Here is a 26555-nt window from a genome sequence, read left to right as displayed (position 1 = left end):
CTTATCCTCTCAGCTCTGCGATGCGGGCCAGCACTTTTTCCCGTTTGGCAGAGTAATCTGCCTGCTTGGCCCGTTCCTCTTCGATGACTTTAGCAGGTGCTTTAGCGACGAAACCCTGATTGCTGAGCTTCTTCTCCACGCGCTCTACTTCATTGTTTAGCGACAGCACTTCTTTGTCCAAGCGGGCAATTTCCTGCTCAATATCAATCAGTCCCGACAGCGGCAGAAGAAGCTCTGCTCCTGTTACAACAGCGGATATCACCTTCTCCGGAGTCGCCGGATTCAGGCCCGCCTCAAAAGATGAAGTATTGCAGAAACGTCCGATATAATTGTCATTGCGGGTAATAATGCTCAAGGTTTCGGCATTTCCGGCTTTGATGATCAATTCAACTTTCTTGCTCATCGGTACGTTAACTTCTGCCCGGATATTACGAACAGAGCGGATAATGTCCATCAACAGGTTCATTTCGGTTACCGCTGACGCACTCTCCAGTGAAACATCATATTCAGGCCACGCCGCCAGTGTAATTGTCTCGCCTTCATGTGGCAAATGCTGCCAAATTTCCTCCGAGATAAATGGCATGAATGGGTGAATCAACCGCAGTGTGCGGTCGAGCACATACGCTAATACAGATTGTGTCTTGGCTTTGGCCGCGGCGTCTGTTCCGTAAAGCGAAAGCTTCGCGAATTCAATATACCAGTCACACAGATCATCCCAGATGAAGTTATAGAGCAGACGACCTGTCTCACCGAACTCGTATGAGTCAATTAGACGCGTAATATCACGAGAAGTTTCGTTCAGGCGATGCAGAATCCAGCGGTCGGCCGTGCTGAGCTCCCCTGAAATGTCGATATCCGCAAAGCTCACACCCTCCAGATTCATAAGTGCGAAGCGGGAAGCATTCCAGATCTTATTGGCAAAATTACGCGCCTGCTCTACCCGTTCCCAGCGGAAACGCAGATCCTGACCAGCTGTGCTGCTGGTAGAGATCATATAACGCATCGCATCAGCACCGTACTTCTCGATAACCTCCAGCGGATCTACACCATTGCCGAGCGATTTAGACATTTTGCGTCCTTCAGAATCACGCACCAGACCATGCATCAGCACATCAGAGAATGGTTTCTCACCTGTAAACTCCAATGCTGTAAAGATCATACGTGCTACCCAGAAGTAAATAATATCATAGCCTGTTACGAGTACATCATTCGGATAATAACGTTGATAATCCTCGCTGCTCTCATCCGGCCAACCCAGAGTTGAGAACGGCCAGAGCGCGGAACTGAACCAGGTATCCAGAACGTCCTCGTCCTGTATCAGATCGTCCAATCCGCTAATTCTGCGCGCTTCCTCTTCGTCATGAGCTACAACCAGCTCGCCCGTAGACTCGGAATACCAGGCTGGAATACGATGTCCCCACCACAGTTGGCGGGAAATACACCAATCGCGGATATTTTCAATCCAGTTCAGATAGATTTTCTCGAAGCGGTCCGGCACAAAGTTAACGCCACTGCCGTCCTTCTGTGCGGCGATCGCCACTTCAGCCAGAGGTTGCATCTTTACGAACCATTGTGTCGATAGATAAGGCTCAACGATAGCTCCCGAGCGCTCACTGTGCCCTACTTGATGTACATGGTCTTCAATGGAGATCAGTATACCTAGCTCCTTCAGGTCAGCCGTTATAGCCTTGCGGCAGTCACTGCGATCCTGTCCTTGGTAAGGTCCGGCCTCTTCGTTCATTGTGCCGCTCTCATCCATCACGTTAATCTGTGGCAAGTTGTGACGCAGGCCAACCTCAAAGTCATTTGGATCATGAGCTGGCGTAATTTTAACCGCACCGCTGCCAAAATCCTTGTCCACATACTCATCAGCAATAATCGGGATTTCGCGGCCGATTATGGGCAGGATTAGTGTTTTGCCGATCAGATGTTTGTAACGATCATCCTCTGGATGCACAGCGACTGCCGTATCGCCAAGCATCGTCTCTGGACGTGTAGTCGCTACAGTAATGGAGCCGCTACCGTCCTTCAGCGGATATTGCAGGTGGTACAAGTGACCATTAACTTCCTTATATTCAACCTCGATATCAGACAACGCTGTGCGTGCTGCCGGGTCCCAGTTAATAATACGTTTGCCGCGATAAATCAAGCCTTTCTTATAAAGCTTAACAAAAACCTCGCGCACGGCCTTCGACAGCCCATCATCCAGCGTGAAGCGCTCGCGTGAATAATCAAGGGAAAGGCCCATTTTGGCCCATTGCTCATGGATCGTTTCGGCATACTGGTCTTTCCAATCCCATACCTGCTCCAGAAACTTCTCACGTCCCAGATCATGCCGGGAAATCCCCTGCTGGCGTAGCTTCTGCTCCACCTTCGTCTGTGTAGCGATACCGGCATGGTCCGTTCCCGGAAGCCACAGCGTATCAAAACCCTGCATCCGCTTGGTGCGAATCAGGATATCCTGCAGCGTGAAATCAAGTGCATGCCCGATATGCAGCATCCCCGTTACATTCGGAGGGGGAATTACTATGCTGTAGGGTTGTGCATCAGGACGTTGTCCTGCGCGGAAATACCCACCTTCCGCCCAGTAGGCGTACCATCTTTGTTCTGCCGCTTTAGGATCGTATGTAGTCGGCATATCACTCTTCGAATCATTCGTAGCCGTGTTATCCTCCGTCGTATCTTGCAGGTTCGGCAGCTCTGCTGCTGTTAGGTGATCTTGATCAGCCATTCTCTGATACCTCCGTAAATCATATTTTTGGATGTATGATGTGATGTGGTTCAAAACTAGGTTTAGAGCTTGTCAGGCTAAGTTAACGTGACACAACAGACTTTTCAGTGTTCATTGGACGAGGGTCACAGCGCTCTGTACGCTTTGTGCGCTACTTGGCTACTGCTGGGATTAAGGGGAATTCCTCCCCTTAATCTGCTCAAAACTCTTCATTTCCTTCATTTAGCGGGAATTCCTCCTGCTAAATTCAATCATTAGTCTGTTAAAAGACGAACCCCCCAACATTAGAGGGGGAAATTCCCTCTAATGTTGGTTTCAGCCTCATTTCAGCTAATATAAGAGGAGGAATTCCCTCTAAATTAGAAATCGAGTGACTGCTTTCGTACCTGGCATTCACATCAACGAATACTCAAAAAAATACAAAAAGGCCCTTCGTCTCAAAGGACGAAAGGCCATTCTTTCGCGGTACCACCTTTGTTTCGCGCCAATGAAAAATAAACCTATGCCTCTATCCCCTCACGGTTCTTAGAAGCCTAGCGCGACACTCATGCAGATAACGGCTGCGACCGACCATAACCTAACTTGGGCTTCATAGGAATGAAGACAAGCTTTAGAAAGGCGACTCCGGGGCGACTTCGGTGGTTGCATCCTGCGGAATATCACAGCAATTACATTTCCGCTCTCTGAAGGGCTGACCGCCTACTCTTCCCGTTCCCAGTCTTTGACTAGATATTGCTTACTCCATAATACATTTAGAGTGTTGCCTAGTCAACCTGAGTCACAGCCAATATACACGGTAAAAGATACTCCTGTTCCTACCGTACATTTACTTTTGTTAAGGAATGTATAGGACTTGCCCTTCTTCCACATTCTGTCCAGACAGCCGGTTATACATCACCAATTCCCGTGCACTGAGCTGATATTTCTCGGCAATGGTATCGAGAGTCTCCTCACGCTGCACGATGCAGAGCCGGACCTTGCGGAACAGATCCGCGCCTTCAAAGCCGCCAATAAATCTGCTCTTCCATTCCGTGTTATTACCCGGTTCCACTTCAGCTGCAACTGGAGCGGTTTCTTCAGCGATTTGAATCTCCTGTGCCTTGCGGGAACGGCTGGAGCTCAGTAAGGAAGAGAAAGTGAGATGCTCCCTTTCCTTGATCTCTTGTTCTTTTTTACTGCCTAGAGCAATCTTCAGATCATGTTTCTCCTCTACAGGTGGAACAATCTCCGGCGAAACGAAGGCTTCATTCGCAAAAGCATTTCCTGAATTCGGGCTTACGGCTTCAGCGCTGAAGGTCTCCTCCAGCTCATCTTCAGCCTCAACTTCCGAAATAAGCAGCGCTTCTTCCTGATTTGCACTATGGATATCCGCAGTATCCGCTGTTTCTCTAGCTACGATACCCTTATCAAGGGTCAGCTCCTGCTGCTCCTGATTCCACTTCTCCGCCTTATGCCAATAATCGGCTAGCTCAGACTTGGAATCGCTTGGGGAATCCAAACTATGCGTCCGGAGTTTAGATTCCTTGTCCTTCTGCTGCACGGAATAAACATCGTCTGAAGACTCGTAAGACGCTGAATCGGAGGAGATTAACGGATTAACCGCGGCTTCAGCTACAGCCTCAGCAGTTTCCCGCTCTACTTCAGTGACTTCGGCAGTACCCTCCCCAAACGTCCAGAGCGAGTTCTCGTAAAGAGCATCACCCTCAGGCTCTCGAATCTCTGACGAGATCTCAAGGGTCCTTTCACTATCCGCAGGAGAATAAGCTACTGTATATTCTTCCTGCTGCCAGGGTGCGACCGCCTCCGCTCCTCCGATCCCACGCAGCGAGAGCACACCTGTTATGTTCACAGTGCGCATCGTAAGCAGGTCAATATCGAAGTTCTCGATCTCTACCCCTATGTCTTCAAACGAGCTGACCCGTGTCAGCGGGACTGTAATCTCAACGGGAATCGCATGCTCCAAACGCTGTGTTCGGTCATCTTCCCCCCGGTAGAGTCCGGTAAGCAGCAGCTGGCCGTATAACTCAGCTCGGTCCTCCCGCTGAATCACTTGAATTTCCGGAAGTAATTCAACCTCCTCCAGCTCAGCTATTCCCGGAAGTTCTTCCGACAGATGAATGCGTTCATAAATATCAAACCGCAAGCCGTGGGACTGGTCAAACACGGGAAATGTCCTCCTTCTTGGCCTATTCTAACCCTAAGACAAGCCCAGAGCATAAGCCCAAAATGTTACTCCACTCATGTATATGCTTCAAATAGGAAGGCATGACAACTTTAGACGGCTCTTAAGAACAGTACGCTAATACTGAGCACCGAAACAGAAAGGTGGAACTTGCCAGTAAACAAGGGGTTTATACCACTAACTGTGAGAAAATCAGCTTGCGTAATTCTGAAAGAGTGCTATCATTCTGTTTATTTTTTAAAATAACTATCAATGTCAGGCCATTTCTTCGATATAATCGTTGTAACCACAGAAAGGAATTATCCGCTATGCGTAAAGCTAGATTATTTGACTTATTCCTGTTTCTTTTCTCTCTGGTTGTAGTCGCTGCTTCAATACAAGTGACTCCCCCTGGGAATACGTATATTAAAGCACTGCTGCTCTATTGGGCGTTCTCCAGTTTCTATTACCAATTGCGTATAATCAGTCGCAGCGGAAATTCGAACATTGACTACGCCATTAGCTACACATCTTCTTTCGGCATTTTTGCTGGCCCTCTAGGAACGCTAATCTTCGAGATCATTTACCGCTTCACTGTGTTTTTTTACAAAAAGAAGACCAAGACGGCAGATCCTGGAGAATTTCTGGACACCTTCTATAATATTGGTTCCTTTACGATCAGCGGTTCAATTGGTTACTATCTGTACCAGCTTCTTAATCCTAGTTTCCAAAGCATTCCCTTCGGTTTCTGGATATTGATTCTGCTAGTGGTCAGTATCATCACCTTTCTGTCCTCCTCCTTTCTTGTGTTTACCTTTGCACTTTCTGGAGATATAACAACTCGCAAAGAGGCTGTCGATCTGATCTTCAGAAGCAGAAATCTGCTCGACATCGGAAAAGTGGCCATTACTAATGGCTTATTATTACGCCTACTGCAAATGGAGAAATGGGATATGCTGATTGGTCTTTTCTTACTGAATTATGTCGTCAGCCTTTCTTTTCATTCCAAATCCCAAAGCGTGCAGAATAAATTTGAACGGGACAAATTCGAGCAAATGGCCTATCAAGACTTTCTAACGAACACCTATAACCGAGCTTACATGGACAAAATGATGAAAGAACTGAACCCAAGCGGAGAATTTGTCGGAATTGTCGTAGCCGATATCGATAAATTCAAAAAAATCAATGACAGCTTTAACCATGCCGTTGGCGACCGGGTCATCCAGCATTTTGCCAAAACCCTGAAAGCGCATTTGCATGAGGATGATATTTTATTCCGCAGCGGTGGAGAAGAATTCACATTTTTCCTGCGAAATAAGCCCTTTGAGCAATGCTTTTCGTTAATTGAACAGATTCTAGAAAACGTTAATCACCACAGTGTCACTGCAGAGTACGAAGATCAGAGCATTTCGGTCACTTATTCAGCTTCATTTGGGCTGTACTACTACAAGACTGGCCAATCGATATCCATGGAAAAAGGTTATGTCTATGCGGATCAGCTGCTGCTGGAGTCCAAAAAGCTCGGAAGAAACCGGCTCTCCTACAAGAACGAGCTTAGTTTATCTGCAGAATAAAGATACTGCACTAGATGAAGCACCTTTCTTCGAGAATTATAAGGATAAGTTATCGTGTGTAACCGATTAAATTTCTGCTGCTACGAATCGAAACCAAAAACGAGCTAGTCTCCAATAACCCGGAGACTAGCTCGTTTTTTATCTTTAGCAGCTTTAAAGTGTCAAAAGGCTGGCTCATATGAGCGCCTAGAATTCCAAGCTAAACCTGTGCGCCACCTGCCAGCAAATCCCGCAACCGCAGCATATCCTCCGGCCACGGATCGTTCACTGCCAACCGCTCACCGCTCCAGGGATGGCTGAACGTCAGCAACTCACCGTGCAGCGCCTGGCGATCAGCACTGCTGGAACCACTGGGGCTGTCCGTCTTCAACCAGCCCTGAACACGAGTACTCACGCCAGTTGCACCCGCCCAAGCAGGTCCGCCGTAAAGCTCGTCTCCATATAGCGGGTGACCCATATGGCTAAGGTGGACGCGAATCTGATGCGTGCGGCCGGTCTCCAGCTGCACGCTCAGCAGACTTGCGCCACGCAGTACCTTACACCCGACAATGCGGGTTATCGCAGCTTGTCCACCGGGTGAGACCCTTCTGCGCACCGCATGATGACGGTCACGGCCAATTGGAGCATCGATCACCTTAAGCGTTGGTGGAACCACGCCTTTAACAATGGCCACATACTGTCGCGAAATCGTCTTCTCGCGCATATCCTCATCGAGTGCAAGCTGAGCGAACTCATTCTTCGCATATAGCACCGGACCGGTTGTATCCTTGTCCAGCCGATGAATATGGCGAACAGCAACTCCACCACCAGAAGCCGCATAATGCGCAGCAACAAGATGATCCAAGGTCACGCCCACGCCGCTGCCGTCCGGATGAACAGCCATTCCAGCTGGTTTATGAACAACGAGGCAGAAATCATCCTCATGCAGAACGTCAAGCTCCTGCTCCTGCCATACCGGTTCGATTCCTGCTTCCCGGTGTGGAAAAAGCGCCAGCCGCAGCCGATCTCCCTTCCACTGGATGCCCCCCTCACGACGCAATCGCATATGGAGCTTCTCAGGCATGCCCACTGTATCCAGCAGCCACTTATCAACCGCCGCTTCACTGTCGGCTGCTCCGGTAAGAACCTTGCCTGGCATCGCTTCCAGCCATTCTCCACGCCGGGTCCATTTTCCGCCTCCGGTTGGAATTCCAGCTCCGGCCCCGGTACTCAAAGTGCCTTCAGGGCATTATAATGGCCCTCGATCGTAGCATCTATATCTTCTTCACTATGCGCAGCAGAGACGAACATTCCTTCAAACTGCGAAGGGGGGACGCTGATGCCTTGATCTAGCATTTTGCCAAAATAACGGCGGAAAGTGTCTAGATCACTGGTCTTGGCCGTGTCGAAATTGGTTACCGGTCCTTCGGTAAAGAACGGGCAAACCATTGAGCCTACTCGATTAATGGTCAGTGGAATGCCAACTTCTGCTGCATTGCGCTTCAGACCTGCCTCCAGACGCGCTCCCAATAACTCCAAGTGCTCATAGACAACTGGCGTCAGCAACTTCAGTGTAGTCAGTCCTGCCGCCATTGCCAGCGGATTGCCACTGAGAGTCCCTGCCTGATAAATCGGCCCTGTTGGAGCGATTTGCTCCATAATATCGCGTCTGCCACCATAGGCACCTACCGGAAGCCCTCCACCAATGACTTTACCGAAACAAGTGATATCCGGTGTGATGCCGAACAATCCTTGAGCACAGCTGCGATTCACGCGAAAGCCAGTCATCACTTCATCAAAAATAAGCATAGAGCCGTAGCCTGTGGTCACTTTGCGCAACCCTTCCAGAAATCCCGGCTGCGGTGGTACAACGCCCATATTCCCGGCAATAGGTTCCACAATTACCGCGGCAAGCTCAGTGCCGTAGCGTTCGAAAGCTATTTTGACAGCTTCCAGATCGTTATAAGGAACCGTAATCGTGTTCATCGCTACACCCTCTGGTACGCCCGGACTGTCCGGAAGTCCCAGTGTAGCAACACCTGAGCCAGCCTTAATCAGCAGACTGTCTGCATGACCGTGGTAGGAGCCTTCAAACTTCAGGATTTTACTGCGGCCCGTAACCCCCCGTGCCAAGCGAATCGCGCTCATCGTCGCTTCCGTACCGGAGTTGACCATGCGCACGATATCTACAGAGGGCACACGCTCGACGACCATTTTAGCCATTTCCGTCTCCAGCAGTGTTGGAGCCCCAAAGCTTGTCCCTTTGACCAACGTTTCCTGCAGCGCCTTCACCACCTCAGGATGAGCATGGCCCATAATAAGCGGTCCCCATGAGCAGACATAGTCGATAAAGCTATTGCCGTCGATATCATAAATACGCGAACCAACGCCTCGGTCCACATAAATGGGTGTCAGTCCTACGGATTTGAACGCCCGTACAGGGCTGTTCACCCCACCAGGAATATATTGCTTAGCTTCTGCAAAAGCCTCCCGGGAAGCCTCTTCCCGACGTGCCAGTGGCACATTACCCATCTGTCCTCACTCCTGTCTTGTTCTCTTTGGTTTACAAGCAAAGCAATGTTATAGCAACTAACTCTGAAACGCCCCTAACCCTATCCACGCAGCCAGCGGGCAGCATCCTTGGAAAAATAAGTAATAATAATGTCTGCTCCGGCGCGTTTCATACCGGTCAGCATTTCCAGCACAACCGCCTGCTCGTCGATCCAGCCCTGCATGGCTGCCGCTTTGACCATGGAATATTCACCGCTCACATTATAAGCCACGAGCGGCAGATCGAACTGGTCACGGATCGTCCGGATCACGTCCAGATAAGCTAGTGCTGGCTTCACCATCAGCATGTCCGCACCTTCCAGTACGTCCGATTCCGTCTCACGGATGGCCTCCCGCAGATTGGCTGGGTCCATCTGATACGTCTTCCGGTTTCCGAACTGTGGCGCAGAACCTGCGGCTTCCCGGAAGGGACCGTAGAACGCCGAGGCATATTTTACGGAATAGGACATGATCGGCACATGCTCGAATCCGTTCGCATCAAGCCCGGCACGAATGGCTTGCACGAATCCATCCATCATATTGGAAGGTGCGATAATATCCGCTCCTGCTTTAGCTTGAGATACAGCGGTGCGGGTCAGCAGCTCCAGTGAAGCGTCGTTAATCACATCGCCATGAACAACACCATCTACAATATGAGTATGAACCATACCGCAATGACCGTGATCGGTGAACTCGCACAAGCAGGTATCTGCAACTACAAGCAGCTCTGGATACCACTGTTTAATCAGACGCGTAGCTTCCTGCACTATTCCGTCTTCCGCGAAGCCGGATGAACCGATAGCATCCTTCGTTTCGGGAATCCCGAACAGAAGCACAGCCGGAATGCCAAGCGAGGCAATCTCGTCCACTTCCTCCTTTAACGTATCCAGCGAAAAATGATACACTCCCGGCATCGAGCTGATCTCATTCTTCACACCTGTTCCATAGGTCACAAAGATCGGCTGGATGAAATCCAGCACATTCAGTACCGTCTCCCGCACCATTCCGCGAATTCCGGCCGAACCGCGCAGTCGGCGGTGCCGTGTTATTGGAAAACTCATTTGACATCCTCCTGTAAATAAAATATATAAACACTTGCTTGCGCGTAGTGTGAAGGCATTGACTAGCTGAAGTTAGTTGAAACTAGTTGAAGTTAGCTGAAATTAGCTGAACTTGCCCGAATGGCGCATGCGTTGGCTGGACTTGCTGCCATGGCAAAGGCTGGCCTGTGGCGTGGGTTGCTGAAGTTTGCCCGAAAGGCGCATGCGTTGGCTCAACTTGCTAAGTGGCATGGGCTGGTGATGCGGCATGGTACACGGTGATTTGCGAAATAGCTGCATTTAGTGCTGTTATTTCAGCAATTTCCTAACATAAATCCAGTTTAACTGCATTATGTGCTGCTAAATATGGCCCTGGCGAGCTGTTTAGCCCAAATCCATAAATATAACAGCACAAAATGCAGCTAAATGCCGCTGTAGCCAACAATAGTGGAATATAACAGCACAAAATGCAGTTATATTTCAACGAAGTCAACACACCTCTACTTCTCCGCACTGACCTTTCTAACTAAGCGCAACTCGCAGCACTCATTCAACAACCAAAACTGACACTAATCACATACCCAACTATTTTGTTTATAACACATCTTACATGCTACTCACCGGAACAGTTACTTCACACATAACTCAGCAATAATCAGATAGTTAGTTTACAACACATCACACTTACCACTCACTTAACTGCTACTTCACACGTAGTTCAACATGCTTGGATAGTTAGTTTATCCCGCTGCACTAATCTCACTCAATCCATAATCAATGATCCATAATCAATGATCAATGATCAAACAGATAGTACCTACTTAAAGCACATCTGTACAATGTCCTCATCTCTACTTATACAACTGATAACTAACATACAGCTTATTACTGCAAACCTACTTTTCGCTATCTGCTATCTAAGCCGCGTCCCTTCATTCCAGCGGCAGAGCTCTTGCACCAGACCCGCAATAGTCGCCTCATCAGGAATTAAGCCCGGTGTCAAGCCGGCGGCGACTGCAGTTTGCTCGGTCACTGGACCGATGCAGGCGATTTTGACTTTAGCCAGCAGTGGCAACGGGTCAGTAAGTCCCATCCGTTTCAGAATGTGTAGGAAATTATGCACTGTCGAAGAACTGGTGAAGGTGACCGCATGAATGCGTCCCTCCTCCAGCAGCTTCATCAGCTCGTCGTCATCCTCGCCGGTCACTACCGTCTCGTAGGTATCTGCTTGGGTCACCTGAAGCCCTAGCTCCCTCAGCTTGTCCGCCAGCCACTCACGCGCCAGGTCGCCGCGTGGCAACAGGACGCTCTGGCCTGGCAGCAATGCTGCGCCAAGCTTCTCAATCAGACCTTCCGCCTGGAACCGCGCCGGAAGCTCTTCACTAAGCAGCCCGCGCTGCGCTAGCGCGGCTGCAGTTGCTGGCCCCACCGCCGCAATACGCGCGCGGTGCAGCCCTCTTATATCCGCCCCCAGCTCCGCCAGGTGGCGGAAGAAAAACTCCACGCCGTTCGCGCTAGTGAAGAAGACCCAGTCGTACGATTCCAGCGCGCCAAGCGCTGCTGCAATCTTCGCCTTCTTCTCCGCGCCTTCCGGCATGATCGTCTCGATGACCGGGAACTCGTAGGGTTCCCCGCCGAGTTCCTCAATGGCATCCACCAGCTCGCTCGCCTGGCTGCGGGCCCGTGTCACCACGATGCGCTTGCCGAACAGCGGCAGCGCCTCGGCCCACATCAGCGTCTGGCGCTGCAGCACCACGTCGCCGACAACAATTACCGCGGGCGGCTGAAAATCCGCCGCCAGCACCAATGCCTCAATATCGGCGAGCGTGCCCGTTATCGTCTCCTGCTCCGCGCGTGTGCCCCAGCGCACGAGCGCGACTGGCGTTTCTGGCGACCGCCCGTGCTTGATTAGCTGGCCGCTAATATAGCCTATTTTGGCTACGCCCATCAGGAACACAAGAGTCCCCGTAGCATTCGTCAGCTTAGCCCAATCGATGGATTGATCAAGCTTATCCGGACTTTCATGCCCCGTGATAATCGATACAGAGGAAGCGTGATCCCGGTGTGTAACGGGAATGCCTGCATAAGCCGGTACACTTATCGCCGACGTAATGCCCGGCACGATCTCATAGTGAATGCCATGCTTACGCAGCAGCTCCGCTTCTTCACCTACTCGGCCAAAAATCGTCGGATCGCCACCCTTGAGACGCACCACCGTTTTGCCCTGCAGTGCCAGATCGGCGAGCAGTTGGTTGATTTCTTCCTGCTTCATCGTATGACGGTCCGGCAACTTGCCTACGTATATTTTTTCCCCGCCGGGCTTCATCCATTTCAGCAATCTGGGACTTGCCAGCCGATCATATACCAGCACATCCGCTTTTTGGATACATTCCAGACCTTTTACTGTAATCAGCTTCGCGTCACCTGGACCCGCACCCACCAAATAAACCTTGCCCGTCATTTCCTCATCCCCTTACATCTGCCAAAATCTTCTCTGCGCCCCTGGCGATCAGCTTTCTTGCGACCTCTTCACCAAGCAATACGGGGTCCACTCCGGTGCAGGTTTCCTTCAAAATAACTGAACCATCCGGTGCCCCCACCATTCCGGTTAATGTTATCATCCGTTCAGCCGTAGAGGTAGCCTCACTCAATACTGCAAAAGCTCCAATCGGCACCTGACAGCCGCCATTTAGCGCCCCGAGGTAAGTACGTTCTGCCGCTACTGTCAGCGCCGTATCCGGATCATTATATAACGCCAGCAGCTCCCGCAGCCCGGCGTCATCCGTTCGGCACTGTATGCCGAGTGCGCCCTGCCCAACAGCGGGCAAACAGACCTCGGGCGGCAGGTAGGCGCTCACGCGATCCTGCCAGCCCATACGCGCGAGACCCGCCGCTGCCAATAGGATCGCATCGTATTCGCCGCTCTCCAGCTTGCGCAGCCGCGAATCGATATTGCCGCGCACTGGCTCAATCACGAGATCAGGCCGCAGCGCAGCAAGCTGGCTGGAACGGCGCAGGCTGCTCGTGCCTACGCGCGCACCCTGCGGCAATTCCGCCAACGTCACTCCTCCGTTAGAGATTAGACAATCGCGCGGATCAACACGCTTAGGTACTGCACCATTCATCAGCCCCTCCGGAAGCTCGGAGGGCATATCTTTCATACTATGTACAGCCATATCAATTTCCTGCGCCAGCATCGCCTCTTCGATCTCCTTCACGAACAGCCCCTTGCCGCCCACTTTGGACAACGTAACATCAAGAATGCGATCACCTTTGGTGAGGATCGTCTTGACCTCAAACGTAAACCCGATGTTATGCTCCTGGCTCAACCGTTCAAGCTCCGCAATTACCTGTCCTGTCTGGGTCAGCGCCAACGCACTTTGTCTGCTGCCTACTATAATCTTCCGCATAATTTCATTCCTCCCGGTTTGGTTACGTCATCTGCAACAAGCCATCTCGAACGACTGAATCCGCAGAATCCCCACTTTACAAGTGTCTCTGCTAATGAAATGTGTTGACGATACTACATTTGGCGCATGTGGGACCGTTGAAGTCTTCAGAGAGAACTAATCCGTGTTTAAAGTACACTTAAGAGTAAACATAGATTATAAAGGGAAAATCTCCCTCTAATGAATTGATTATCGCTCCAATTCAAAGAATAGAGGGATTTTCTCCCTCTAAAGTCTGGGAATAAGCCTATTTGGGCAACTTTTGGGTAAAATAGGGGGAGGATTTCCCCTTAATCAGCTCTAGAGGCCCTACACTTCAGGATTAGAGGGAGAATTTCCCTCTAACTCTTTTTTCGAAAAAAAGGATTAGTCCCAACATAAGACCTGATTACTTGGGTTACTTTGATATTGTGATTGTAATTGCTAAGCGACTCCACCTTATATTCCTTAGGTATAAGCGCCACAGTAAACAAGTCAGGCAGCTTCCAGCGCTACTATTCCTCACGATTAGCAGCGATCCAGCCGTCAATGAACTCTGGAGTCCACTCTATGAAGGTTCTCTGTCTGATCTCATTCAACACGTCCAGCATCCCCAGCTTGCGCAGTAGACGTCCACGTACTTCGGATGCGGCTTCTCTCATCTTGATTTCGGTCCGCATCATATGCAAGAACTCCAGATATGGCTCATACTCCGCTCCGAGTACTTCTTCTAGCAAGCCCTTAATCTGACCAGCGGCAACGGGGCCTGCACCCGAGGTGGACACAGCAACCGTAAGGCGGCCTCGGCGCAGTACTCCGGGCGAGATAAAGCTCCCCGCCTCCGCATGACTGACCACATTGACGGGAATACCCAAGCTGCGTGCTTCACTTGCGACAGCTTCATTGACGACTCTGTCATTACTGGCCGCATAGACAAGAAAGGCTCCTCGGATGTCACCCGAGGCATAACACCGAGCTAGCCAGGTAAGTCTGCCCTGTCCCACCAACTCAGCAGTTTCGCGCCGCTCTGCCAACTCAGCAGTTCCATGCTTCGTCGCAAGCTCAGTCAGTCGCGGGGTTAGGTCCGGACTAATGACTATAACCGCAGCCGCAGCTTCCAGCAGTCCAAGTACCTTTCGTTCGGCTACTGTACCTCCGCCAATGACAACACAGCGCTGTGCTGCACAATCCAGCATGATTGGCAAATACACCGGAACCCGCATTCCACCACACTCCCTGCTTCCATTCCTCGCTCTGCTGAGACTCTCATTCAGCTTCACTCAAGCTTCCATCCCTAAATCCACTTACCCTTCTTACATCGTCATTCTTACTCCCCGCTCCAGCCATGAAATTTGGACCAGGAGTTTAGGAGGAAGTTGAGGATAATGAAGCCATATCCGACAACCGCCCAGCGCGCCATATCGACTCCGCTTCTCCGGCCCGACCATTTCAATATAAGATAGATTATGTAAATACCGAGCCCAATAAGCGTGGTCAAGACCTTTAAATCCTGAAACAGCAACAATCGACCCTCAGCGACAATTGAGATCCCCGCCACCACAAGCGATACCAACAGCAAGGGTGCACCGGCCAGCACTGAATAATAAGTGTATTTATCCAGTACCTCCAGGCTTGGCAAGCGGCGAATCCGGTCATTCCACCGTTTGTTCTTTAAGCGGGTATGCAGGAATAGATACATTATCGCAAATACTGTACCTAGTGTCAGTGCGGCAAAGCTCAAATTCGCCAAAATAATATGCGTCACCAGCCAGCCGTGTACAGCTCCCCAGCTCTGCAGCGTGTGATCCTTCGCCGTCAGCCATACCCGATTAAGCAGAAATACGCTGAAGCCAGCTACGCTAAGCAGCAGAATTGTAAACTCCGCACCACGTGTAAACGCTATAGCGAGGGAGGTCAGCACAATGCTGAACGAGAACCAGAACAGGAAATCATAAGGAGTGAAGATCGGCAGCCCTTCCTCCTGCGAGAAGCGAATCGCTAAGCCCACCGCTTGCAGCAGGCCTACAGCGACAAGAAGCCCCGAGCCTAACCGCTTTCCGCCCGGATTGCGTTTGAGGCAATCCGAGAAATAAAACAGCAGACTCAGGGCATATAGCAGGATAGCAGTATCATATATTCCATTCAGCAGTTGCATGTCAGTCACCCGCCCTGCAGGCCCGCCGGAGCATACGCTGCCTTGGGAGCAAGCGAGTCGCTGCTAAGGGAGGCACGATCACGGTCAGCAACAGACCGTTGCACTTGCGCAGGGCTGCCGCCGTCCGCACTAGATTCGAGCTGCTCCTGCAACGCGAAGATTCGCGTAAAATACTCCAGCGCTTCATTTCCTTGCTTACCACCGGACATCTCTTTAATAACGTTGATCGGGTCATGCATCATTTGGTTGACAATACTTTTGGTTAATCGGCGAATGACCTTGCGCTGGTGCTCGTCCAGCTCAGGCAGCTTGTTGAACAGACTCTCCATCGTTTCCTCATGAATCTCATTAGATTTATCCTGAAGCGCTCGAATCACAGGTCTCACACCCAATGTCTTCAGCCATAGCTGGAACTCATCTAGCTCCTCAGTAATCATCACTTCAATCTTCACAGCTTCACTCCGGCGCATTTCCAGATTATTCTCCACTATGCCCTCCAGATCATCAATATCGTACAGGAACACATCCGGCACACTCGCCGCTGCAGGATCAATGTCCCGTGGTACGGCGATGTCGATCATAAATAGCGGCCGTGAAGGCCGACGCTTCATGCCTTCTGCTACCTGATCGGCCGTCAGCACATAACCATCCGCTCCCGTTGAGCTGATGATAATATCAACTTCATCCAGATGCTTTAGGGCATCTTCGATCGTACTCGGTCTACCCGAGAATTTCTCCGCTAGCTCAATGGCACGCGACAAGGTGCGATTGGCAACAATCACCTCAGCCGCACCGCTGCTGTAGAGATGCTTCACCGTAAGCTCGCTCATTTTGCCGGCGCCAAGAATCAGCACTTTTTTACCGGTGAACATGCCGAAGATACGCTTGCCCAGCTCCACAGCGGCATAACTGACCGAAACTGCACTCTCGCCGATTGACGTCTCACTATGAGCACGTTTACCCAGCGTCACCGCCTGCTTGAACAGACGATTGAACCAGGTACCCGTCACCCCTTCAGTCTGAGCCGTCAGAAAAGAACTGCGTACCTGTCCCAGTATCTGTGTCTCGCCAATGACCATTGAATCCAGACCGCAGGTCACACGAAATAAATGTGTAATCGCCTGCTCGTCTTCATATATATACATATGCTGTGTAAATTGCTCACTGTTTACTCCGAACCACTGCTCCAAATAGCTACGAATGAAATATCCGCACATATGAAGACGGTCTACAACCACATAAATTTCCGTACGGTTACAGGTGGCTACGACGACCCCTTCTAGAACACTTTTCGTCTTCATCAACTGATGGAGTGCGGCTGGCAGATCCTTCTCGGCAAAGGCGAACTGTTCTCTCACCTCTACAGGTGCCGTACGGTAATTTAGGCCAACGACGACGATGTGCATCGCAAGTTCACCATCCTAGTCTCTATTCATTGATGTAGGTATTACTTTCACAATTCTCAAAATCGCTGTGTTAAGTATATCACACGAAAATACGACTTTTTACATTAACTTTGAACTCTTTATGAAATCCAGATAATAATTATTATAATTAAAAAACCATGAAAACTCTATTAGTATAATCGGTTATTTTCTTCCAGCTTATCCTTTCTCATTAGAAACAAGCGGCGAACAGAAATAATCTCTGCTCACCGCAAGAATGTTCATATGATGTTTAAAATGAGATCATCAAGCGCTTACTCTGTTGCTTCAAGGTGTGTACACTACCGTTTTTTCAATCGTGGTGACTTTCCCGAAGCTATTCGTGACTTTGAAGACAAAGGTATTGCTGCCTTCCTTTAACGTCACTCTCTCATTAAAGCTGCCGTAGCTGCTCAGCAACTTGTCATTCAGATAGATTTTGGGATAACTATCATTGGCATCCGTTGCACTGCCGCTTAGCGTAATCTGTTCACTTTTGGTTGACTCCGGGATATAGTCCAGTTTCAACTCCGGCCCACCTACACTGAAGACGATGGTCTTAGTGATCACCTCTGAGCTCTTGCCGAGACTATTCGTAGCCTTGAATGTAAATACATTCTCGCCCTCTTTTAGCGTCATATTCACATTAAAAGAACCGTAGCTGTTTATCAGCTTATCATTGATATAAATTTTCGGATAACTATCATTCTTGTCGGTAGCTTTACCGCTCAGAGTCACACTGTCGACACTGCTTGTTTCCGGTATGAAATCCAAAGTCAATTCCGGTCCGCCCACAGTAAAAATAACCTTTTTGGTGATTATGCTTGAGCTTTTGCCCAGACTATTCGTAGCCTTGAATGTAAATACATTCTCGCCCTCTTTTAGCGTCATATTCACATTAAAAGAACCGTAGCTGTTTATCAGCTTATCATTGATATAAATTTTCGGATAACTATCATTCTTGTCGGTAGCTTTACCGCTCAGAGTCACACTGTCGACATTGCTTGTCTCCGGTATGAAATCCAAAGTCAATTCCGGTCCGCCCACAGTAAAAATAACCTTTTTGGTGATTATGCTTGAGCTCTTGCCCAGACTATTCGTAGCCTTGAATGTAAATACATTTTCGCCCTCTTTTAGCGTCATATTCACATTAAAAGAACCATAGCTGTTTATCAGCTTATCATTGATATAAATTTTCGGATAACTATCATTCTTGTCAGTAGCTTTACCGCTCAGAGTCACACTGTCGACATTGCTTGTCTCCGGTATGAAATCCAAAGTCAATTCCGGTCCGCCGAGCGTAACAACAACCTGTTTCTCGATTACGGTCTTCTTATCATGTTCGTTGACAGCAGTCACTACAATTTTGTTTATGCCTTCTGTTAAAGTGAGCTTGGTGCTCCAATCACCATTATAGGAAACATATACTTCCTTATCATTAACCGTCACTACAGGTGAAGTATCAGTGCTATCCGTAACTTTGCCGCTGATCGTGACATCTGGCTGACTAGCGGATTCAGGAGCCTTTACAGTTAGTTTCGGAGCTGTAGTTTGATAAGTAACTTGTTTGGTTACTGTTCTGGAGCGTCCGTTCGGCAGCACAGCCTTAAACACATATTCATAGACACGTTCTCCCTGATCCAGGTCATAGGCTTCAGCAAAAGAACCGTTGATGTTCTCCACTTCTTCATCATTGATGTATACTTTGGCATCTGCGCTAACCTTCCCCGTAATCTTAAGTGTACTGTCGGACACCTGTTCGGGAAGTACTACATCCAGTTGTACATCCTTAGTTGCTGTCGTATAGGAGGATTTCAATACCCGATAGAGTAGTGTGGCTACAGAAGCTCTATTAATCGGACTGTTCGGTCCAAAGGTTCCATTCGGAAAACCTTGAATCAGCTTCTTATCTACAGCAACTGCTACCTCTTGTTCAAGCTGTGGCGAAATATCCTCATAATCGCTAAATTTCGAGCTAAGGATACTCTCTGCATTTATACTCTCCGTTTCAAGCCCCATCGCCCTAACCAACGCTACAGCAACATCTTCACGAGTAGCCTTAGCTTGCGGGTCAAAGAAGGGTTTGCCCTTCACAGGAAAGTACCCTGTAAGATATTCTTTGGACGATTCAACATATTTATAGGCCCAGGAAGAGGAATTTACATCCGAGAACGTTTGAACCCCGTCTGAGATAAGATCCAGACCAAAGGTAAGCGTAATCAACTTCGCAAGCTGTTCACGTGTGAGCGCCTCTTCTGGCTTAAAGGAGCCATCCGGGTTGCCGGTAATAATTCCTTGATTAGCCATACTCTCAATCGCTTCATTGGCCCAATAGGTAGATTTAACATCAATAAACACATACGAATTTGTCTGTTGAACTACTGTCGCTGCATTCGCCACTCCCCCAAACAGCAAACTTAGCAGCATCACCCAAGCTGCCATAACCTTCAATCCTTTTCCGTACATCCCATCGCCCCCAGAAAAATTAGCAGCCAATCTATTCCTTGCTCATGAAAAAATGATATCAAGAGCAAAAACGCTACTTCTAAGGAATAATTATACAGGATAAGATGCATACCGAATAGTTCTTTAGTCATATATATCACAGAGGACTAAGTCATAAAACATAACATAAAAATGAGATATTGACACAAAATATTACGAATGATAGCATAAAGCAAATGATCCGAGTAACTTTTCCTGACATATACTAATTAAATAACTCTTGTATAAGCCCATTAATTTGGTTTGGGCGTTTCTACAGGCAACCGTAAATTGCCCCAGGCTACAAGAGGCACTGTCTGACTGAAGGATACTGTGTGGGATTTCGCATTGTTAGATGTGATGTCCAGCGGTGCTGCTTCGATCTTTCGTGCCTCTTGTATGCTGGGGTTTTTGTGATTTATTCAAGCAATTACTAAACATTGGGAGTGAAGGCTATGCATGCATCCAGCGAGAGACTCAAAGAGTCCATCCATCAAGCCAAGAATGTGCGGATTTATAAAAATAAAGACACCCCCTATGACTTCAAGCTGTATCCCTTTGGAGAACGTGGTACTTTTATTGCGCCAGAGCTAATCCATGAGATCACCGATAATCTTGCCGTGAGCATTACTGAACAATTCCCCGCTTACGACTATATCGTTTCGCCTGAACCGGGTGGGCATACTTGGGGTATACTAGCTGCTTACAAGCTGATGAAGCCCCTGAACATCCTGAGGCTGAGCACCGAGCTGTACGAGAACTACGAGGTCTGCATCAAACGTGAAACGGCGTATAATGAGAACTATATTTATTTTGACGGCTTCAAGGCTGGGGATCGCGTTCTACTTCTGGATGATGTAATCAGCTCGGGTGCAACCATTCGTGCTATTGCCCAGCAGCTGAAAGAAATGGGTGTCCACCTGGTCGGAGTGCAGGCCATTCTAGCCAAAGGTGAGCACTACAAAGCACTTGAAGCGGACTATGAAATCCCTGTGCGATTCCTGTCCAAGGTCTAGTGATAGCAAGCTTTATAATAAATTTTAAGGAGTGCTGCAGAATGGCTTTTTATTATGAGCAACCGTCCAGAACATTCAGCGAGTTCCTGCTGATCCCTAATTTAACTACTAAGGATTGCACACCAGGAAACGTCGTCTTAAAGACCCCTGTAACCAAGTTTAGAAAAGGGGAGCAGCCCGCACTAACCATGAATCTTCCGGTGACGTCTGCGGTAATGCAGGCTGTATCCGACCATAATATGGCTATCGCCTTGGCCAAAAGCGGCGGCATCTCCTTCATCTATGGCTCGCAGTCGGTGGAACAGCAGGTCGAGATGGTGCGGAGAGTGAAGAAATTCAAAGCAGGCTTCGTCATCAGCGACTCCAACCTGCGGCCAGTGGATACTCTAAAGGATGTGCTGGCACTCAAAGCCAAAAGCGGGCATTCCACTATCGCCATCACAGAGAATGGTCTCCCCACAGGGAAGCTGATGGGCATTGTCACCAGCCGGGATTACCGTGAGAACCGCCTTACACCGGAAAGCCCTATCACAGCGTTCATGACTCCCCTAACCTCACTCATCTATGCTGAAGAGGGAATTACTCTGTCTGAAGCAAACGACATGATCTGGGACCATAAGCTCAACTGTCTGCCCATCGTGAACAGCAACGGCAATCTGATGTATCTGGTATTCCGCAAAGACTACGACAGCCATCAGGAATATCCGCTGGAGCTGCATGATGCCAATAAACAGCTTATCGTTGGTGCAGGCATCAATTCCAGGGATTATAAAGAACGTGTTCCGGCACTCGTCGAAGCTGGAGCGGATATTCTCTGCATCGATTCCTCGGATGGTTACTCCGAGTGGCAGGCCGAAACGATCCGTTACATTAAAGAAACCTTCGGAGAGTCTGTTAAGGTCGGCGCGGGTAATGTCGTGGACAAGGAAGGTTTCTTGTATTTAGTTGAAGCAGGCGCGGATTTCATCAAAGTCGGCATCGGTGGCGGTTCTATCTGTATTACGCGCGAGCAAAAGGGTATCGGCAGAGGGCAGGCCTCTTCCGTAATTGAGGTCGCTGCAGCCCGGCAGGAGTATTATGACCAGACTGGAATTTATGTGCCGATCTGTTCAGATGGCGGCATCGTCCATGATTACCATATCGTCTTAGCCTTGGCGATGGGCGCCGACTTCGTGATGCTGGGCCGCTATTTTGCCAGATTTGACGAGAGCCCGGGCCGTAAGCTGCTGGTCGGCGGGAACTTTGTTAAAGAATATTGGGGCGAAGGCTCCAGCCGGGCCCGCAATTGGCAACGGTATGACTTCGGCAACGAGGACAAAGAGAGCAAGCTTGAATTCGAGGAAGGCGTGGATTCTTTTATCCCTTATGCCGGCCGCTTGAAGGATAATCTGGATCTTAGTATCAGCAAAATCAAATCCACCATGTGCAATTGTGGCGCATTAACCATCCCGCAGCTGCAGCAGCATGCGAAGATTACCCTCGTATCCTCTACAAGTATTGTCGAAGGTGGCGCACATGATGTTATGCTAAAGGAAAAGGATAGATCATCGTAATCCTTGAAGGAGCTGCAATCATGAAGGGATTGACCAAAATTCTTGTAAGCAAGCTCACGCTGCAGCACAGAGTGAAGGAGCTGGGAGCAGAAATCTCCCGTGACTACCACGGTCAGGAGCTGGTTCTGATCGGAATCCTCAAAGGTGGGGCCGTGTTCATGGCCGATCTCATGCGCGAGATCACGCTCCCCATTGGAGTTGACTATATGTCCGTGTCCAGCTATGTCAACAGTTCCACCTCCTCTGGCGCCATCGTCATCAAAAAGGATATCGATACCGATATCCGTGGCAAGCATATTCTCATCGTCGAGGACATGATCGACACGGGCTTGACCCTGCAGCATCTTCAAGCACATCTGCTCACCCGCGATGCGCTGAGTGTCAAGATCTGCACCATCCTAAACAAGCCTTCCCGGCGGCTGGTCGATATCAAGATCGACTACAACGGCATCGAAATACCCGACGAATTCGTCGTCGGGTATGGCCTGGATTATGCCGAACAATTCCGGCACCTGCCGGACGTCTGGATTGTGGATACCGCAGAGCTTGGGATTAATTAGCCAATAAGACACAAATAACAGCCTCGCCAGATTATTGGTGAGGCTGTTTGTGATAGAGAATACATAGGATCGAAATTCTAAGTTAAACCCATTCAGCAGCTTCAATAAGATGCTGTTTCAGCAGGCTTAGGATAAAAGCCACGTAGTAATCCTGCCGGACAATCACTCGATAATGATGGTTCTCATAGGCATAAAATAAGACATCAGTATAGACCTTATCCTCCTCAAAGAACCGCTGTACCGCCTTTATTCCCGCCCAATGTTTTTCCGCTAAAATCCAGATCTCAAACTCAATATCCGTATCAGTCAGTGTTTCGCTAATTTGTAATTCATCCTTGTGATATCGATAAGTTAGTTCCATCTTTACTATTCAAATCCTCTCGTCTCTAGATTAAATACCTAAGGTAGATATAAAAGCTCGATACAACAATAGATAAGATCATGAGTGGGAAGCCATATTTTAGATATTGCATAAATTTAATCGGATGCCCCTCTTTACCGGACATGCCGGCAACAATCAGGTTGGCACTTGCGCCAATCAGCGAACCATTACCACCCAGACAAGCACCTAACGCAAGACTCCACCAGAGCGGTTCTAAATTGCTGATACCCATGTTGCCCATTTCCTGAATCATCGGAATCATCGTTGCTACAAAAGGTATATTGTCCAAAAATGCTGATGCGATTGCACTCATCCATAAGATAAGAAAGGAAGTCGCCACCAGATTACCGTGGGTTAACTCCATAGCCTGGGCCGCTAATTTGGCAATTACACCTGTCTCCACGAGGCCGGACACCAGAACGAACAAACCTATGAAGAAAAAGATAGTAGTCCATTCCACCTTAGTAAACGCCTGCTCCATCATATGCTCACCGGTTAGAAGCAGGAGCAGAAAGGCACCCGCTAAGGCAACCGTAGCCGACTCCAGATGAAACGACTGATGGAGGAAAAATCCGAGAATCGTCAATCCCAATACGATCAAACACTTACGAAGCAGTTTATGATCAGCAATAAGCTCATTCTCATCCATATCCATAATACTTTTCGTTAATGCTGGTGTCGTCTTGATCTGTTTGCGAAACAGCAGGATAAAGATAGGCACATAAACAATCATCACTATAATTGCAAGGGGGGCTAAGTTGCTGATAAAGGACATAAACGTCAATTCCTTAACTGCACTGCCGATCATAATATTCGGAGGGTCCCCGATCAGTGTTGCAGTACCGCCGACATTAGAGGCAATAATCTGTGTGAATAAAAAGGGGAACGGCGGCACACGCAATTGACGCGTAATACTAAAGGTAACGGGTACCATAAGCAGCACTGTTGTAACGTTATCCAAAAACGCAGAGGCAACGGCAGTAATGAGCGCCAGTGCAATCAGAATGCTGACCGGGTTCCCTTTCGATTTCTTGGCAGCCCATATGGCGATAAATTTAAACAGGCCAGTGTCAGCTGTAATGCTTACAATAATCATCATCCCGATAAGCAGACCGAGCGTATTGAAGTCAATATGATGCAATGCTGTCTCTTGATCAACAATGCCAAGCCCTACCATAAGTAAACCACCAATCATGGCTACAATCGTCCGATGAATCTTTTCCGAAATAATAAGTGCATAAATAACAAGGAAAATTCCGATTGCCCAAATTGCCTGTTGCTCCATTATGATTAATTCCTCCGATTCTTAGCTGAACTTTAAAAATTGTATGCCTAAAAAAACAAAGAAGGCGCCCTTGGTGACAGGCTCCTCCATTTTGTGAATCCATATGATGTTGGGATAAGGATACAATGTTCACTATTGTAAGTCAATGATCAGCGAAAACATATCTATTCACTTTTCTTAAGCATATCTCGTAGAAGTCTACGACTCTGATGACCAACTTTAATCCAATACATATTCTCATCATCTTTGAAAAATTTGATATGTACCAACTTTAACGGTGTCCATATTTCCTTGAAATAATAGTTCGGCATGGGTATTATCTCCTATTGATTAATAATTAAGATTATACACTAGGAAGATAGTACTAGTTGTCGGAATTTGTAGAATAGCTAAAAATATTATTAATTTACACTTATAGGTACTATCTAGAAATCTACCCTATGTACTATTGCTAATAATAGCCAACTCCTATAAGGTATTTTATAACTATTCGGGAGGGGGCAGCCGCCTTATTATGCAGACTTTAGAAGTATCCTTGCCAGCAGAGGCTAGTAATACGAAGACAAAACGATTGACAGTAATCGATATGGTTCGGGGAATTACCATTTTGTTAGTAGTAATGGGGCATGCTGACTTTACTCCGGTTGTGCTGGGCGATCTGTTCAGAGACTTTAGAATGCCGTTATTCTTTATGGTATCGGGTTATATATTCAGTGCTTCGAAATATTCCCATAATCTGAGATTGTTGATCAGGACTCGGTTGTTCAGTCTTGTCGTACCGTATTTCTCAGCCGGAATACTAGCCTATCTTATATGGGTCGTCTTACAGACGATCGCCAAGGGCCAAAGCTGGGATATCGTCTGGTACAAGCCACTCCTCGCGATTGTGTATGGAACGAGTCTGGAGGGAAACCTAATCAATGTACCCATCTGGTTCCTAACTTGTCTATTTGTAACTCAGATCATCTTCTGCATGGTTATGCGATATGTGGATTCATTCAGCTGGCAGCTCCAACTCGGAATAATGCTCCTGTTAAGCCTGAGCGGCTTCTTCATGAGTACAATCCTCTTCCTGCCCTGGAACATCGATGTGGCCCTAGTTGCGCAGCTGTTCGTATTCGTCGGCTACAAGCTCAAACAATATAAATTAATTGAGAAACTGCATACCTTCGACCTAAGCTCCATCGTTCTGTTCCTTCTGTTCCTGCTCACTGCCTATTTTAATTCCTATGTTGATATGAACAATAGAATATACGGTAATGTCTTATTATTTTATGTAGCTGGGATAACCGGAAGTATTCTAGTCATCAAAATGACCAACGCTTTAACCCCATTCAAATGGTTTGCCCGCTTGCTCACCTATTTAGGTCAAGAATCACTCCCCATCCTAATCTTCCATTATGGAATCTTCATTCTAGTGCTCAATTTCCTGGAGCAAACGGTCTTCCATCTCTATCTAAACTGGTTAATCACCACCATTATTGCCGTGAGCGGCTCTTTATTATTTAATCTATTGGTTCGGAAGATTCCCATCCTCCACTTTCTGTTGAATGGGAAAAGAACCCCAGTCCGCCCACAGCCACTGGCTTTGTGGTCGAGGGTGTAGACAAGGGTTCCCGCCCTGCCTTGTGGCAGGGCTGTTTGTTATGCAGGCCAAACACCACACAAGCACAATGTATAGACCGCTAAGACCTCTGAAGACATAAAAGGTCCCAAATAAGATTGTTAAGGTAAAAAGAAAATATTCAATCGACATATTATATTAATGAAGGTTTCATCATGGATTCCTCCCATTCATTTGGCTATTTTGTAGACAAAAACAAGAAACTCACAAAATTACATTTAACAATACTCATTGCAATGATAATTGTAAGTTTGGCACTAATAGTGGTAGTCCAGAAATATTTCACTGATTATTTATGGACTTTTGTCTCTGGTGGTATCCGTTCATCTTCATCACACTTCCATGAGAGACTCCTAAAACTAGACACAATGATCCGTCAAAAGCAACACATTAATATGAATAATTTAATCCTCAATATCATTTGTTTTATCCTTACACTGTTATTAACCATTGCATTGAAAAAGATAGTAACTGGTTTGATTTCATGGTTTACAGAGAAGATACCAGCAGTAAGAACTGAAGCAAGTTAATGGAGTTACCTGCTGTAGCGAAAAAGAACCCCAGTCCGACGACAGCTATGGCTTCGTGGTCTGGGGTTTGTATCGTGTT

Annotated in this window: 20 protein-coding genes, 1 riboswitch and 1 other annotated feature; of the genes, 6 read left to right on the top strand and 14 right to left on the bottom strand. The window is 48.1% G+C overall.

The features are described 5' to 3' along the window. Window position 1 precedes the first annotated feature (1 nt). Complete coding sequence (locus H1230_RS07750; protein ID WP_239717180.1) at window positions 2–2638, bottom strand: valine--tRNA ligase; 2637 nt, start codon at window positions 2636–2638, stop codon at window positions 2–4. Between the two features lie 530 nt (window positions 2639–3168). After that, window positions 3169–3456, bottom strand: a binding site (T-box leader). A gap of 110 nt (window positions 3457–3566) precedes the next feature. After that, window positions 3567–4895, bottom strand: a complete 1329-nt coding sequence (locus H1230_RS07745) for a LysM peptidoglycan-binding domain-containing protein (RefSeq protein ID WP_239714941.1) — start codon at window positions 4893–4895, stop codon at window positions 3567–3569. A 326-nt stretch (window positions 4896–5221) separates the two neighbouring features. On the opposite strand from H1230_RS07745, the gene H1230_RS07740 reads away from it, so the two are divergent. Then, complete coding sequence (locus tag H1230_RS07740) at window positions 5222–6466, top strand: GGDEF domain-containing protein (RefSeq protein WP_239714940.1); 1245 nt, start codon at window positions 5222–5224, stop codon at window positions 6464–6466. Window positions 6467–6665: 199 nt separating this feature from the next. Here H1230_RS07740 and H1230_RS07735 read toward each other — a convergent pair whose 3' ends face one another. The 3 genes from H1230_RS07735 to hemB form a co-directional block, all read right to left on the bottom strand. Next, complete coding sequence (locus H1230_RS07735; RefSeq protein WP_239717177.1) at window positions 6666–7604, bottom strand: RluA family pseudouridine synthase; 939 nt, start codon at window positions 7602–7604, stop codon at window positions 6666–6668. Window positions 7605–7675: 71 nt separating this feature from the next. Continuing rightward, window positions 7676–8977 carry a glutamate-1-semialdehyde 2,1-aminomutase gene (hemL, locus tag H1230_RS07730; RefSeq protein WP_239714939.1) on the bottom strand — a complete coding sequence of 434 codons (1302 nt, stop codon included), beginning with the start codon at window positions 8975–8977 and terminating at the stop codon, window positions 7676–7678. Between the two features lie 80 nt (window positions 8978–9057). Beyond that, a complete protein-coding gene (gene hemB, locus H1230_RS07725; protein ID WP_239714938.1) occupies window positions 9058–10056 on the bottom strand; it encodes a porphobilinogen synthase in 999 nt (332 codons plus the stop codon). Window positions 10057–10176: 120 nt separating this feature from the next. On the opposite strand from hemB, the gene H1230_RS07720 reads away from it, so the two are divergent. Next, entirely contained in the window at window positions 10177–10317 is a 141-nt protein-coding gene (locus H1230_RS07720; RefSeq protein WP_239714937.1) for a hypothetical protein, read from the top strand. 631 nt (window positions 10318–10948) lie between these two features. Here the strand turns inward: H1230_RS07720 and cobA are convergent. The 6 genes from cobA to H1230_RS07690 form a co-directional block, all read right to left on the bottom strand. Then, on the bottom strand, window positions 10949–12496 hold the full coding sequence (gene cobA, locus H1230_RS07715) for a uroporphyrinogen-III C-methyltransferase (RefSeq protein WP_239714936.1): 1548 nt from the start codon (window positions 12494–12496) through the stop codon (window positions 10949–10951). 4 nt (window positions 12497–12500) lie between these two features. Further along, window positions 12501–13445, bottom strand: a complete 945-nt coding sequence (hemC, locus tag H1230_RS07710; RefSeq protein WP_239714935.1) for a hydroxymethylbilane synthase — start codon at window positions 13443–13445, stop codon at window positions 12501–12503. 533 nt (window positions 13446–13978) lie between these two features. Next, window positions 13979–14743, bottom strand: coding sequence for a precorrin-2 dehydrogenase/sirohydrochlorin ferrochelatase family protein (locus tag H1230_RS07705; RefSeq protein ID WP_239714934.1), 765 nt, complete (start codon window positions 14741–14743; stop codon window positions 13979–13981). Window positions 14744–14790: 47 nt separating this feature from the next. Next, entirely contained in the window at window positions 14791–15618 is an 828-nt protein-coding gene (gene ccsA, locus H1230_RS07700; protein ID WP_239714933.1) for a cytochrome c biogenesis protein CcsA, read from the bottom strand. A 5-nt stretch (window positions 15619–15623) separates the two neighbouring features. Next, entirely contained in the window at window positions 15624–17024 is a 1401-nt protein-coding gene (gene hemA, locus H1230_RS07695; protein ID WP_239714932.1) for a glutamyl-tRNA reductase, read from the bottom strand. 306 nt (window positions 17025–17330) lie between these two features. Next, on the bottom strand, window positions 17331–19508 hold the full coding sequence (locus H1230_RS07690; protein ID WP_239714931.1) for an S-layer homology domain-containing protein: 2178 nt from the start codon (window positions 19506–19508) through the stop codon (window positions 17331–17333). Between the two features lie 239 nt (window positions 19509–19747). Further along, window positions 19748–19850: riboswitch (purine riboswitch) on the top strand. Window positions 19851–19981: 131 nt separating this feature from the next. Between H1230_RS07690 and H1230_RS07685 the strand changes: the two genes are divergently transcribed. The 3 genes from H1230_RS07685 to hpt are packed head-to-tail and all read left to right on the top strand — an operon-like array spanning window position 19982 to window position 22655. After that, window positions 19982–20542: a phosphoribosyltransferase gene (locus H1230_RS07685; protein ID WP_239714930.1), complete on the top strand. Its 561-nt coding sequence runs from the start codon at window positions 19982–19984 to the stop codon at window positions 20540–20542. 41 nt (window positions 20543–20583) lie between these two features. Beyond that, entirely contained in the window at window positions 20584–22095 is a 1512-nt protein-coding gene (locus H1230_RS07680) for an IMP dehydrogenase (protein ID WP_239714929.1), read from the top strand. 20 nt (window positions 22096–22115) lie between these two features. After that, on the top strand, window positions 22116–22655 hold the full coding sequence (hpt, locus tag H1230_RS07675) for a hypoxanthine phosphoribosyltransferase (protein ID WP_239714928.1): 540 nt from the start codon (window positions 22116–22118) through the stop codon (window positions 22653–22655). Window positions 22656–22737: 82 nt separating this feature from the next. On the opposite strand, the gene H1230_RS07670 is transcribed toward hpt, so the two are convergent. The 3 genes from H1230_RS07670 to H1230_RS07660 form a co-directional block, all read right to left on the bottom strand. Beyond that, window positions 22738–23016 carry a hypothetical protein gene (locus tag H1230_RS07670; RefSeq protein ID WP_239714927.1) on the bottom strand — a complete coding sequence of 93 codons (279 nt, stop codon included), beginning with the start codon at window positions 23014–23016 and terminating at the stop codon, window positions 22738–22740. Between the two features lie 25 nt (window positions 23017–23041). Next, a complete protein-coding gene (locus H1230_RS07665) occupies window positions 23042–24322 on the bottom strand; it encodes an ArsB/NhaD family transporter (protein ID WP_239714926.1) in 1281 nt (426 codons plus the stop codon). A gap of 164 nt (window positions 24323–24486) precedes the next feature. Further along, complete coding sequence (locus H1230_RS07660; protein WP_239714925.1) at window positions 24487–24633, bottom strand: hypothetical protein; 147 nt, start codon at window positions 24631–24633, stop codon at window positions 24487–24489. A gap of 203 nt (window positions 24634–24836) precedes the next feature. Between H1230_RS07660 and H1230_RS07655 the strand changes: the two genes are divergently transcribed. Then, the gene (locus H1230_RS07655; RefSeq protein ID WP_239714924.1) at window positions 24837–25928 is read left to right on the top strand and encodes an acyltransferase family protein; all 1092 of its coding nucleotides are present in this window, start codon (window positions 24837–24839) and stop codon (window positions 25926–25928) included. The last annotated feature ends 627 nt before the right edge of the window (window positions 25929–26555 follow it).

This window comes from Paenibacillus sp. 19GGS1-52 (genome assembly GCF_022369515.1).
In the GTDB taxonomy this organism is placed as follows: domain Bacteria; phylum Bacillota; class Bacilli; order Paenibacillales; family Paenibacillaceae; genus Paenibacillus_AQ.
Note: the sequence above shows the minus strand (reverse complement) of the source record. Positions and strands in the feature narration are given on the sequence as shown.